The 12,633-nt window shown below is 64.9% G+C and carries 12 protein-coding genes; 10 read left to right on the forward strand and 2 right to left on the reverse strand.

The window, feature by feature from the left end; all coding sequences use genetic code 11:
* Positions 1 to 11 precede the first annotated feature (11 nt).
* Positions 12 to 1,142, forward strand: a complete 1,131-nt coding sequence (locus CFOUR_RS07270) for a glycerate kinase (protein WP_085958207.1) — start codon at positions 12 to 14, stop codon at positions 1,140 to 1,142.
* On the opposite strand, the gene CFOUR_RS07275 is transcribed toward CFOUR_RS07270, so the two are convergent.
* Positions 1,112 to 1,501, reverse strand: a complete 390-nt coding sequence (locus CFOUR_RS07275; RefSeq protein WP_085958208.1) for a hypothetical protein — start codon at positions 1,499 to 1,501, stop codon at positions 1,112 to 1,114. The genes CFOUR_RS07270 and CFOUR_RS07275 overlap by 31 nt on opposite strands.
* A 31-nt stretch (positions 1,502 to 1,532) precedes the next feature.
* Here CFOUR_RS07275 and CFOUR_RS07280 point away from each other — a divergent pair, with 31 nt between their 5' ends.
* The 3 genes from CFOUR_RS07280 to CFOUR_RS07290 are packed head-to-tail and all read left to right on the forward strand — an operon-like array spanning position 1,533 to position 6,552.
* Positions 1,533 to 2,870: a DUF4921 family protein gene (locus tag CFOUR_RS07280; protein ID WP_290179068.1), complete on the forward strand. Its 1,338-nt coding sequence runs from the start codon at positions 1,533 to 1,535 to the stop codon at positions 2,868 to 2,870.
* A 3-nt stretch (positions 2,871 to 2,873) separates the two neighbouring features.
* A complete protein-coding gene (locus CFOUR_RS07285) occupies positions 2,874 to 4,127 on the forward strand; it encodes an amidohydrolase (protein WP_085958209.1) in 1,254 nt (417 codons plus the stop codon).
* 40 nt (positions 4,128 to 4,167) lie between these two features.
* Positions 4,168 to 6,552 (forward strand): glycogen/starch/alpha-glucan phosphorylase, encoded by a 2,385-nt coding sequence (locus CFOUR_RS07290; RefSeq protein WP_085958210.1) that lies wholly within the window; start codon positions 4,168 to 4,170, stop codon positions 6,550 to 6,552.
* On the opposite strand, the gene CFOUR_RS07295 is transcribed toward CFOUR_RS07290, so the two are convergent.
* Positions 6,553 to 7,023 carry a GNAT family N-acetyltransferase gene (locus CFOUR_RS07295; protein WP_085958211.1) on the reverse strand — a complete coding sequence of 157 codons (471 nt, stop codon included), beginning with the start codon at positions 7,021 to 7,023 and terminating at the stop codon, positions 6,553 to 6,555.
* Between the two features lie 30 nt (positions 7,024 to 7,053).
* On the opposite strand from CFOUR_RS07295, the gene CFOUR_RS07300 reads away from it, so the two are divergent.
* From CFOUR_RS07300 to CFOUR_RS07325, 6 genes are read left to right on the forward strand one after another with little or no spacing between them, the layout of a single operon-like run.
* The gene (locus CFOUR_RS07300; protein WP_085958212.1) at positions 7,054 to 8,907 is read left to right on the forward strand and encodes a chorismate-binding protein; all 1,854 of its coding nucleotides are present in this window, start codon (positions 7,054 to 7,056) and stop codon (positions 8,905 to 8,907) included.
* Positions 8,900 to 9,661, forward strand: coding sequence for an aminotransferase class IV (locus tag CFOUR_RS07305; protein ID WP_085958213.1), 762 nt, complete (start codon positions 8,900 to 8,902; stop codon positions 9,659 to 9,661). The genes CFOUR_RS07300 and CFOUR_RS07305 overlap by 8 nt, the downstream gene beginning before the upstream one ends.
* Before the next feature lie 47 nt (positions 9,662 to 9,708).
* On the forward strand, positions 9,709 to 10,347 hold the full coding sequence (locus CFOUR_RS07310) for a suppressor of fused domain protein (protein WP_085958214.1): 639 nt from the start codon (positions 9,709 to 9,711) through the stop codon (positions 10,345 to 10,347).
* 23 nt (positions 10,348 to 10,370) lie between these two features.
* A complete protein-coding gene (locus CFOUR_RS07315) occupies positions 10,371 to 10,877 on the forward strand; it encodes a hypothetical protein (protein WP_085958215.1) in 507 nt (168 codons plus the stop codon).
* 10 nt (positions 10,878 to 10,887) lie between these two features.
* The gene (locus CFOUR_RS07320; RefSeq protein WP_085958216.1) at positions 10,888 to 11,523 is read left to right on the forward strand and encodes a hypothetical protein; all 636 of its coding nucleotides are present in this window, start codon (positions 10,888 to 10,890) and stop codon (positions 11,521 to 11,523) included.
* An 11-nt stretch (positions 11,524 to 11,534) separates the two neighbouring features.
* Complete coding sequence (locus tag CFOUR_RS07325) at positions 11,535 to 12,530, forward strand: hypothetical protein (RefSeq protein ID WP_085958217.1); 996 nt, start codon at positions 11,535 to 11,537, stop codon at positions 12,528 to 12,530.
* The last annotated feature ends 103 nt before the right edge of the window (positions 12,531 to 12,633 follow it).

Below are 12,633 nucleotides of genomic sequence, written 5' to 3' on the forward strand. Positions count from 1 at the left end.
AAATTTCCCGCATGGCTTCTCCCCTCGACCCAGTACCGTCGCCCAAAGTTGTCGTCGCACCAGATTCCTTCAAGTCCACTGCCACCGCAGCCGAGGCCGCCGAGTGGCTCGCGGAAGGCGTGCGCTCCGTCATTCGCGACGCGCAGATCGTGCTCACCCCAATGGCGGACGGCGGCGAGGGCACGTCCTCGTTGTTCGAAGGCGAGCGCATTTGCTTGCCGACGACGACCGCGGCCGGCCGCCTGACAGAGGCGGAATACACCTTCCACGCACCGAGCAGCACCGCCTACATCGACGTCGCCGCCGCCTCAGGCCTGCCCGCAGTCGAGGGCGAGCCGGTGCCGCTGACCGGCGACACCTACGGCACCGGAGTGCTCATCGCGGACGCGCAGACGCGCGGCGCGGAGCGCATCGTGCTGGGCTTGGGCGGCACCGCAACGATCGACGGCGGCACCGGCATCCTCGTCGCCCTGGGCGCCAACCCCTTAGACAAGGACGGCTACCAGCTCAAACCCGGCGGCGGCGCGCTGGAGCAGCTGGCCGACTTCGACACCGCGAAGGTCAACGTCCCCGCCGGCGCCGTGGAGTGGGTCCTGCTCACGGACACCACCGCGCCCGCCACCGGCCCGCACGGCGCGGCCCATGTCTTCGGCCCGCAGAAGGGCGCCACGGAGGCGGACATCGAGGTTTTGGACCGCGGCTTGGCGCGGCTGTGCGAGGTCGCCGAGGTCGACCCTGCTACCCCGGGCCTGGGCGCGGCCGGCGGCGTGGGCATCGGTCTGACCTGGCTGTCCACCATGCTGCGCGGGGACTCCTCCCACGTGCACATCCTGCCCGGCGCGCGGGTGGTGGCAGACTCCAACGGCTTGTCGGAGCAGGTGGACGGCGCCGCGCTCGTGATCACCGGCGAAGGCCGCTTTGACGGCCAGACGGGCACCGGCAAGGTCGCTTCAGTAGTCGGCGAGCTGGCGGCTCAGGCTGGCGCGTCGTTCGCCGTTGCTGCCGGGCGCTTCGACGAGCAGCCCGCCGAGGGCACGATCGCAGTGACGCTGCCCGAGATCGACGACGTGCGCGAGCAGCTCGTCCAGGCCGGCGCAGAGATTGCCGTGGCCTACCTAAACACTTCCACGGTCCAGGGGTAGATCGAGGCCGCCTCGAAGCGGTCCTGGTCCTCCAGCATCACCGGGTCGCGCGGCAGCTCCGCCTTCGGGGTGAGGATGCGCGACAGGCCCATGGCCAAGCTGTTGAGGCTGTCGGCGCCGTCCACCTCGATTCGGTAGCGGTGCACTTCTGCGCCTTCGGGGGATTCGCCGCGGTCTCGCTCGTAGGTTTCTGCCAGTTGGGCGCGCACGAAGTCGTCGATAAGCACACGCTCCATGCCCACAGTGCCCGCAGTGAGCATCTCGCGGCGCACCAGGATGTCCAGGGCGCGCTGGAACGCGTCGTTGACCTCGCCGGCGGCGGCGGGCGGGACAAGGACGTCGAATTGGATCACAGACATGCGTGTAAGGCTAACCGGTAAGGTTGCGGGCATGTCCAACCCCGCCGTGAACCCAGCGCACTCGTACCACGTTGCGCTGCGGACCATGGCGGACGGGACGCTGAAGCAGGTCAACCCGTTTTCCGGCACGGAGGTGTGGACGGTTCCCGGCCGCGGCAACCGTCCCCTCGGCGCCCCAGCCGCGCCGCCTGAGCCGCTTCAGCCCGGCGCGCACACGGACACCTGCAACTTCTGCGAGGCGCGCAAACTGCGCACGCCCCCGGAAAAGGCGCGACTGGTAGACAGCGGCGATGGCTTTGCCATCCTGCGCGACGTCATGCCCGGCGAGTTGGACGACACAATCGCGCAGTTTCGGCGGGTGCCCAACCTGTTCGAAATCGTCTCCTACGACTACTGGCGGAAAAACTACGGCTACCAGATGCCGGACGCGAGGCGCGAGCACATGGAGCGCTACCTGGCCGACCCTGCGGGCCGCAGCCACGTGCTGGAGACGGTGCGCACCCGCCTTGCCGCCGCGGGCCAAGACCCTCAGATGCCGGACGCACAGCTGCTGGAGTTGGCGCCGGCGTACTTCGGCGGCGGCCACGACGTGATCATCGCCCGGCGCCACTACGCGGACGGCGCGCAGCGTTCCGACCAGCTCGCCGGTTCAGGCGCGTTGAGCCCTGAGGAGCACTACCGCTTCATCGCGTTTACCGTCGATTCGCTGCGCGACCTGGTTGAGCAGCACACTTACGCGCGCTACGTGGTGGTGTTCCAGAACTGGCTCTCGCCCGCCGGTGCGTCGTTCGAGCACCTGCACAAGCAGTTAGTTGCTATCGACGAACGAGGCGTCAACGCCGAGACCGAGACCGCGAAGCTGCGCCAGAATGTGAACCTGTACAACGACTGGGGCGTCAACCACGCCTTCTACCACAACCTGGTCATCGCGGAGAACGAGCACGCCATCCTCACCGCCGGCGTGGGCCACCGCTACCCCACCATGACGGTGTATTCGAAGTCCCGCGCCAGCGAGCCGTGGCAGCACACGGCAGACGAGGTGCGGGGCGTGTCCGACCTGCTGCACGCGGCGCACGCGGCCACGGGCGGGCAGGTGGCCACCAACGAGGAGTGGCACTACCGGCCGATGGATCTTGATGTGCCCATGCCGTGGCGGATCAACTTAAAGTGGCGCATCTCCACCCTCGCCGGTTTCGAGGGCGGGACGCAGGTGTACGTGAATACGCTGTCGCCGTTCGACGTGCGCGACCGCGTCACCGCCGCGCTTCGCACATTGCGTAACGACGGGCGCGTCGCCGCCATCCGCATTGCCGAGGAATGCACCCCGGCTCCGAACCTTTTGCGTTATAACCCGAATTTGGAGGGATGAATAGTGAGTAATATTTCCGAGGTTTTGAACTCCTACTCCGTGGACGAGGTCTGGCAGCGCCGCCTGTACGAGCTGCTGCACGCCAACCCGGAGTTGTCCTTGCAGGAGGAGGAAACGTACAGCCGCCTCATGATGGAGCTGTCGCGTTTCGACTGCGAAGTTGTCGCGCCGATTGGCAAGTTCGGCATCTGCGCCATCTTTGAAAACGGCGAAGGCCCTACCGTGATGCACCGCGCGGATTTCGACGGCCTGCCTGTAACCGAGCAGACCGGCGCGCCGTACGCCTCCCACAAGGTGGTCAAGACCGCCGACGGGCGGACGGTGGGCACCATGCACGCGTGCGGGCACGACATCCACACCACCGCACTGTTGAGCATGTGCGACTTTTTGGACAACACCCGCGAGCACTGGTCCGGCACCTTCATCGCCCTGTTCCAGCCCGGCGAGGAGATCGGCGCCGGCGCCCAGGACATGGCGGACAACGGGCTGACGGAGAAGGTGCCCGCCCCCGACGTCGTCTTCGGCCAGCACGTCATGCCCGGCCGCGCAGGCGAGGTCATGTCCAAACCCGGCCCCCAGTTCGCGGCGTGCGATTCCATCCGCATCCTCATCCCGGGCCGCGCCGCGCACGGCTCCATGCCCCACAACGCCATCGACCCGACCTACACGGCGGCGATGATCATCGCCCGCTTGCAGGCGATTGTGGGCAGGGAGGTCAACCCGGCCGACTTCGCCGTGGTCACCGTGGCCAGCATGCACGCCGGCACCACCAACAACATCATCCCGGGCGAGGCGGAGCTGGTGCTCAACTGCCGCTTCTACTCCGACAAGGTCAAAGCGAAGGTCTACTCCGCAATCAAGCGGGTGGTGCACGCCGAGGTGCTCGCCTCCGGCTCGCTGGATCAAGCCATGATTTCCTTTTTCGCCCACGGCGAGCTTTTGGACAACGACGAGGCTGTCTTCTCCCGCGTCCGCGAACAGTTCGACGAAGTCTTCGGCGCCGAATCCGTCACCGCCGACCCGAAGACCGTCTCCGAGGACTTCCCCGTCATCGGCCAGGCCTTCGGCGCCCCGTACTTTTTCTGGCTCATCGGCTGCACCCCGCACGACGTGTGGGACAAGGCTGTGGAAGAAGACCGCGTGGGCGAAGACGTGCCGGTCAACCACATGTCCACGTTCCTGCCGGAATTCGAGCCGACCATCAGCGCCTCCACCCGCGCGGGCCTGACTGCGGTGCTGACGTACCTGGGCAAGTAGCACCTGCACACACCCCGGCGCGCCGGTACGCTCGGGGCACATGACTGCTACCACGCCAGCATTCGAGCAGACCGTCGCGGGCCACGTCCGCGCCTTCTCCGGCCGCGCGCCGGAGGATTCCACGGTGAAGAAGTTCTGGACGGGGCTCTCCGCCGCCACCGTCGAGCAATTCGCCGACGACTGGGCAAAGACCCGCACCACCTACAAAAAGTCCCGGCGCGCCGCGTACTTCTCGGCGGAGTTCCTGGAAGGGCGGGCGCTGCTGAATAACTTGACCAACCTTGGGCTCGTCGATAAGGCGCAGGCCATTGCGAAGGACAACGGCTTCGAGCTGGCGGACGTGCTGGAAGCCGAGCATGACGCCGCCCTCGGCAACGGCGGCCTGGGGCGCCTCGCGGCGTGCTTTTTGGATTCCGCCGCCACCCAGGACTACCCGCTGACCGGCTACGGCCTGCTGTACCGCTACGGCCTGTTCCGCCAGGAGTTCGAGGACGGCTTCCAGCGCGAGCACCCGGACGCGTGGAAGGAGTCGTTCTACCCCTTCATCATCCGCCGCGGCTCCGAGCAGCGCATCGTGCGGTTCGACGACATGCACGTGCGCGCCATCCCTTACGACATGCCGATTACCGGCTACGGCACCGACAACGTGGGCACGTTGCGTCTGTGGGACGCCTCCCCGATCGCGGAGTTCGATTACGACGCGTTCAACTCCCAGCGCTTCGCCGACGCGATTTTGGAGCGCGAGGCCGTCCACGACATCACGCGCGTGCTCTACCCGAACGATTCGACCTACGCCGGCAAACTGCTGCGCGTGCGCCAGCAGTACTTCTTCTGCTCTGCCTCGTTGCAGGAGCTCATCGACGACTACGTCGCCGCCCACGGCGACGACCTGCGCCACTTCCACGAGTACAACTCGATCCAGCTCAACGACACCCACCCGGTCCTGGGCATCCCGGAGCTGATGCGCCTGCTCATGGACGAGCACGGCCTGGGCTGGGACGAGGCGTGGGAGGTGACCACCCACACGTTCGCCTACACCAACCACACAGTGCTGCAAGAGGCGCTGGAGACGTGGGAGGAGTCCATCTTCAAGCAGCTGTTCTGGCGCATCTGGGAGATCGTGGAGGAGATCGACCGCCGCTACCGCCTGGACATGGAGGGCCGCGGCGTCGACGCCGAAACCGCGCACCACTACTCCCCGGTCCACGACGGGCGCGTGCACATGGCGTGGATCGCTTGCTACGCCTCGTACTCCGTCAACGGTGTGGCGGCGCTGCACACCGACATCATCAAACGCGACACCCTCGGTTTCTGGCACGGCCTCTACCCGGAGCGCTTCAACAACAAAACCAACGGTGTCACCCCGCGCCGCTGGCTGCGCATGTGCAACCCGCGCCTTTCGGAGCTGCTGGACCGACTCTCCGGCTCCGACGAGTGGGTCACCGACCTGGACAAGCTCAAGGAGCTGCGCCCGCTTGCCGACGATCCGCAGGTGCTCAACGAGCTGCGCGAGATCAAGGCCGCGAACAAGCGCGACTTCGCCGAGTGGATCGCAGCCCGCCAGGGCGCCCAGATCGACCCGAACTCCATCTTCGACACCCAGATCAAGCGCCTGCACGAGTACAAGCGCCAGCTGATGAACGCGCTGTACATCCTGGATTTGTACTTCCGCATTACGGTCGACGGCGAGCAGGACGTGCCGAAGCGCACCTTCATCTTCGGCGCGAAGGCGGCCCCCGGCTACGTCGCCGCCAAGGGCATTATCAAGCTCATCAACACCATCGCTGAGCTGGTGAACAACGACCCGGTGGCCTCGAAGTACATCCACGTGGTGTTTGTGGAGAACTACAACGTCTCCCCCGCCGAGCAGATCATCCCGGCCACGGATGTCTCCGAGCAGATCTCCACTGCCGGCAAGGAGGCATCGGGCACCTCCAACATGAAGTTCATGATGAACGGCGCGCTGACCCTGGGCACCATGGACGGCGCGAACGTGGAGATCGTCGACGCTGTCGGCGAGGACAACGCCTACATCTTCGGCGCGCGCGAGGAGGAGCTGCCGGAGCTGAAGGCGCACTACAACCCGCGCCAGGTGGCGGAGCAGACCCCGGGGCTGATGCGCGCGCTCGACGCGCTTGTGGACGGCACGTTGGACGACCGCGGCACCGGCGCCTTCCACGACATCCGCGCCTCCCTGCTGGAGGACAACGGCTACGGCGAGCAGGACGTCTACTATGTGTTGGGCGACTTCGCGGACTTCCGCGCAACCCGCGACCGCATGGTCGCGGACTACTACTCCGACCCGGACGGCTGGGCGCGGATGTGCTGGATCAACATCTGCGAGTCCGGACGATTCTCCTCCGACCGCACCATCCGCGACTACGCGGAAGAGGTGTGGAAGATCGCGCCCACCCCGATTAACTAACTAGCCGCGCACCATGCGCTTGAGGGTGATGTCGTCGCCCGCGTGGTGCGAATCTTCCCCGTCGAAGGAAAAGCCGTGCTTGCGGTAAAAGGCTTTTGCCTGGTCGTTGAAGTCCGCCACCCAGAGGAAGGCAGGCTCGCCGGGGCGGACAACCGCGTCTAAGAGCTGCACCGCCACGCCCGAACCGGCGGCCGCTTCAAGCAGGTAGAGGTTGCGCAGCTCAGTGCGCTCGCCGGGGTGTTGGGCGGGGATGCCGTATGCGATCCCCACTGCTTGTCCGTCAACCTCGGCGATGAAGACGCGCCCGTCCGGCGCTCGGAAATACTCCTCCCATTCCCGCTCGAGGGGCGCGTGATTGTCCAGCACCTCGTCGGCGATGTGGCCGCGGAAGGCTTGGGCGCGGGAGCGGTTGTGCACGTCGGCGACTGTGGCAGCATCGCTTGGCTGCGCTGGCCGGATGGTGGCGTCCATGCGCCACCACGCTATACGATTTTCGGCACAATGATTCTGCTCGTTGACAATTACGACTCATATACATTCAACCTCGCCCACCTCATTGCCGAAGCGAGCGGACGCGAACCGCTTGTCGTGCCCGCGGGCGAGGCCGCTGATCTTCCCCGGCGCGTGCGCGCAGGCGAGTTCAGCCACGTCGTCATCTCCCCCGGACCCGGCACACCCGAGCGCGAGGAGGACTTCGGCGCCTCACGCCGCGTGATTGAAGCGGCGGCGGAAGCGGACGTCCCACTGCTCGGGGTGTGTCTGGGCCACCAGGGACTCGCCATGCTCGCCGGTGCAACCGTCGCCCGCGCGCCCGAGCCGCGCCACGGCTTCATCTCCACCGTGACCCATTCCGGCGAGGGCATCTTCGCCGGCATCCCGCAGGATTTTGAGGTGGTGCGCTACCACTCCCTGCACGTCGGCTGTGATGTTGAGGAGGCCCCCGGCATCACCGTCCACGCGCGCAGCGAAGATGGCGTGGTCCAGGCGCTCAAGGTCGACGGGCGGGAGCACTGGGGCGTGCAATTCCACCCTGAATCCGTGCTTACCCAGCACGGAGCGGCGCTGATGCGCAACTTCATTGGCGGCTGGCGTCTTATCCACCGGGAGGTGCCAGGTGCGCTGGACTGCCAGCGGGTCTTCAACGCCATCCGCGAAGATGGCCGCGACGCGTTCTTCCTCGACTCCTCCGACGCGCGCGGCCGTTTTTCCATCCTTGGCGACACCGCGGGCCCGCTGTCACGCTCCATTTGCTATTCGCTTGACGACGGCGACATTCTGCACACCCTCAACGAGGAGCTATCCACCCCCATCCACGGCGCGCCGGACCTGCCGTTTACCGGCGGGTGGATCGGCTACCTCGGCTACGAGTGTGCGCAGCTGACGCTCCCGATCACGCTCACACACACCTCGCCGTACCCGGACGCCTACTTTGTCCGCCCGCAGTCCTTCATCGTCTACGACCACGACGCTGAATCCGCGCACCTGTGCGCTTTGGCCGGCGAGGGTTCGGAGGAGCTCCTCGACCGGCTCGAGCGGATGCTTGAGGGCGCAAACGGTGCCGAAGGTGCGTCGAGAAGCAAAGGCTCCTGGAGCAACCCCGACTACCTGGGCAGCATCGACAAGGCGCAGGAACTGCTGCGCGCGGGTGAGAGCTACGAGGTGTGTTTGACCGACACCTACACCGCCGAGGCGACCGGCGAGCTGTACGAACCGCTGCGCGAGCACAACCCCGCGCCGTACGCCGCGCACCTTGTCTTCGACGGCGTGGAGGTCGCCAGCGCCTCACCCGAGCGCTTCCTCACCGTGCGCGACCGCGAGGTGGAGGCCAAGCCGATCAAGGGCACCATCGCCGCAAACGAGGATCCGGAGCTGCTTCGCGACGACAAAACCCGCGCCGAGAACCTCATGATTGTGGACCTGCTGCGCAACGACCTCTCCCGCGTCTGCGACCCCGGCACCGTGCGCGTGCCCGGGCTGATGCAGGTGGAGTCGTACGCGACGGTGCACCAGTTGGTCTCCACCATCACCGGTCGCCTGCGCGAGGGGCTCACCGCCGTCGACGCCGTGCGCGCGACGTTTCCGCCCGGCTCTATGACCGGCGCGCCGAAACTGCGCACCTGTGAGATCATCGACAGGCTGGAAACCTCCCCGCGCGGCGTCTACTCCGGCGCACTGGGGCACTTCGGCTTCGATGGTCAGGCCGATCTATCGGTGGTCATCCGCACCGCTGTGCGAGCCGGCGACACAGTCACCGTCGGCGCTGGCGGCGCGGTCGTGCTCGCCTCCGACGCACACGCTGAGCTCGCCGAGCGCAACCTCAAAGCCCAGTCGGTGCTGGGAGCATGGGATGTGTAGGTACGTCTGGCGCGGTGCGCTCAAGGAGTCCGCTGCCTCTGACGGCCCCCTCGACAGCCCCCTCGATGTGGCCGACTCCTGGCGTCACTCCAACGGCCGCACCAACGGCCTCGACCTGCACCTCCAGCGGTTTTCTCGTGCGGCGGGCGGGTTGCCCGAAGGATTCGTCGATAAGCTAATGCCTCTCCTGCGAGAGGGCGAGCTGTTCCCCCGCATCGCGCTGTTGCAGGGGCTCTTGCTTCTCGACGTCCGCCCCGCCCCTCCCGCACGCCCCACCACCTCGCTGACCTATGCCCCTGCCCCGGACCCGCGCACCCGTCCTGAGGTGAAGGGGCCCGACTTCGCCGCGTTTCGCGCATACCGTTCGCGGTACCAGGTGGCGGGCACGGACGACACGGTGATCATCGATAAGCATGGCGCGATGCTGGAGACCACCACCGGCGCGCTGGTGATGTGGGACGGCGACACCCTGTGTCTGCCCGACGGGGTGTGGCTGCCGAGCGTGACATTGCACCAGGTTCTTGCGCGGTCTGAGCGGCTAGGCATTCGCGTGGAGCGGCGTCGGCTCACACCCGAACTCGCCACCGAGCACCCCCTGTGGTTCCTCAACTCCCTGCACGGCATCAGCCCGGTGCGCGAGCTGCACACAGGCGACGCCGTGATCATTCCCCCGGCACACCCCTGTTCCGACGAATGGCGCGACTGGTGGTGGGGCGGCTTCTCACACGAGTTTGAACACATCACGGAGAACTGACAGCTCACTATCAGTCACACTCTCGCGATTTGTGTATTTTCGGTCACATGACCAACGCGCAGACCCCACAGGACATTGTCGACTACCGCCTTGCCCCACTGTTGGGTGAAGAATACTCGGTATTCCACGAGCTCATCTCGGACGAGCTGCACATCGACGTATATTGCTGGGCCCCCACCGAGCAGCGTCAATTCTGGACGCTGTGCACCTCGGGGATGAACGAGTACCGGATGCAGATGCCACCCGGAAAGGAAGAGTTCAACCGCACAGAGCTGGTGATGACGCTTCCGGACGATTGGCCGCTTGCAGAGATCGGTTCTCAAAACGGCCCCGAAGGTGACGCGATCAGCTGGCCAGTAACCCTGCTCAAGTCCACCGCTCGCCTGCCCAAAGACATGGAGACATGGCTGTCCTACGGAACCTCGAGCCAGGCGGGGCTCGACCCGAGCGAGACCTATCCGGGCAGCGAATTCTCCGGCTTCATCATCGGCGGTGCACTGACGGTTGATGCAGAAGGAGATTTTCTGCGCACCCCCGTGGGCGACGAAGCCGTCCACTTCTTCGGCGTCTACCCCCTCTACGCCGACGAGCTGCAGGCATACCTCGCCGGTGACGACATTTTGAGCAAGCTCCACGAACTCGGTGTCGCCGAAGGTGTCTACCCAGGACGCCCATCCGTTGCTTAACTCAGGAAGTCAAGGAGAACACGGTGCTTTGCCACAAAATTGAGCACACGATCGGCACGGTGGACTTTGTATTCGACCCATCGATCTCCATGTTGGATATGGAAGAAGCCCAGCATTTCAGCATGATCGACGGCCAGCATTTCGACGTGTTGGAAAGCTGTTACGCCTCGGACGGATCCCCCTACCCGCGTTACGGCATTACCGAATCCATCGGCATGCTTATCGCTCCAGCCGATGCAGCCCCCGCTATCCGAGACGCTCTCAACCAGCAGGGTGCCCGCATCGCCGAGTGCACGCTGACGAGCCAGTTCGGCGACTACGTCGGCTTCCGCGCATTCAACCTCTTCGAGGACACACCCCATACTCCGGTGTTCCGAATCCGAACCTCACCCGACAACCCCGACCTGTGGATGGACCAGTACTACACCGCCGAATTTGCAGAATGGCTCAAAGCAAACTTCGACACCCGTGGTACCCGCATTCGGCTGGTTGACAAAGACCCCTACTTCTACCGACCCGACAAAAAATAGGAGTGCTGCCATGTCCTCGCCGACAATCAACCTCGACCAGTACCTCGCCGACACCGAACCCGCCCCAATGCCCGACCTGGCGTGGGAGGAAGCCAAGGCGATCTTTGCCGAGTCCAACGACCCAGAAACGCACGTTGCTGTCATTGCCCCACTCGCGCGCAATTTCAGCACCTCCCGCAGCATCCCCGGCAAGGAAGTCTTAGACCTGCTCGCCGACTCCCCTGTCGCTCTCTGGGCGGTGATGATGCTTCAGGTCTACGAGGCAGCGCAGTATTCTCCGCTGGATCTGCACCGGTTCGTCGAGGCGGCGGAAGCGCCGTCGCAAAGCGATGAACTTCTTGCCATGCACCACTGGGCCACCGCGATGCTGCACAACGAAGCACCACTCGATGACCCGAATACGGCGCTCGCAGGTTGTCGCGCCTTTTTGGAGGTAAGCGACGGGCACAATTGGGTACGCCCCGACGTTGAGATTGCCGGCATCGTGCTCGAGGCCGCAGTTGAATATCCGGATGGGCCGATCGGACCAGTCGGCACCGAAATCATGAGGCAGTGGGAGGAACGTCTCACCACCGCGATCGAGGCGGTCGACCCGGACTTCGCCTACACCGAAAACCAGCTGCTGAGCATCTGGAAAGACAACTAGGGACTTCCCCGATGACGTACTTCATGCGATTTGATGAGTCGATGAAGGCGATCCGCCCGTCCGACAACACGCGTCTGCGCATGCCGACGGATACCGGAGACGTTGAAGTCCACGTCTACGAAGCAAAACACCGAAGCGGCGGCGCCTCGTTGGTCGGCGTCCCCCGCACGGCTGAAAACCTGGCGGTGCTCGGTCTTCCCGCCAACACCGGGAAGCAGTCACCATGGATCATTCCACCATTCCCACTGCTGAAGAGCGCCTTCCGTAAAGGCGGACCCTTCATCCGCGACGGAAAGATAGAACACATCCCAGACGGATTCGACCCCCAGAAGGTCGTCGTAGGCGGAGAGCAGTACCGCCCGGGACCGCCAGCGTACATTCCATACGAATTGAAGGATGACATCCCTCTCAACGTCGAAAGCGTCGACCCCACAGACTGGGACATCGAGATGTGGGTCGGAGGGTCAGCAACTCGCGCCGCCACCGAAGAAGAACGCTCCTACCAGCTCATCCCCTGGACGTATTATCCGCTCGGGTTCCTGGATCTGTGGCTCGAGCAGTACCGCTGCTACCACCTCGACCAAGACATCCCAGCAGAGCTAAGCCCACCAGACGAGGACATCGACCACGACGCCGAAGAATCGGAAACGCCGACCGGGCTAAAAATGCGCAAGGTAGAACTCGACGCCTCGACAGGTGAACTCGAAGGCCAACACACCGTCTACATCCAAGTGCTCGTCGATACAGAACTCGACCATGCGATCACCGCCACCGGACACGAAGCAAACGGCTACTTCCTCGAAGGACTGGCGTGCTACCTCCAATCAGCCGACCGCATTGATCCCAGCCTCCAACTCGACCCAGAAGGCGAAGGCATCGGCATCTACGGCAACCCCGCACACGTCGAGAAAGCCCAGACTGCTTTCAGGAGAATCGCTGAAACTCCGTCGAAGATCGCAGGGCTGGTCGAGCAAGCCGAAGCAGCAGGCATCGAATTCGACGACTAGTTACCGGTGCGTCAGACCATCCAGTTCGCGTGGCGTCCGCCACACTATGCAGCTGCATAGTGAGCTCCCCGTTCACGCGACTATGCCGCCGCATAGTAAATCG

It is taken from the genome of Corynebacterium fournieri (assembly GCF_030408775.1).
GTDB classification, from domain to species: domain Bacteria; phylum Actinomycetota; class Actinomycetes; order Mycobacteriales; family Mycobacteriaceae; genus Corynebacterium; species Corynebacterium fournieri.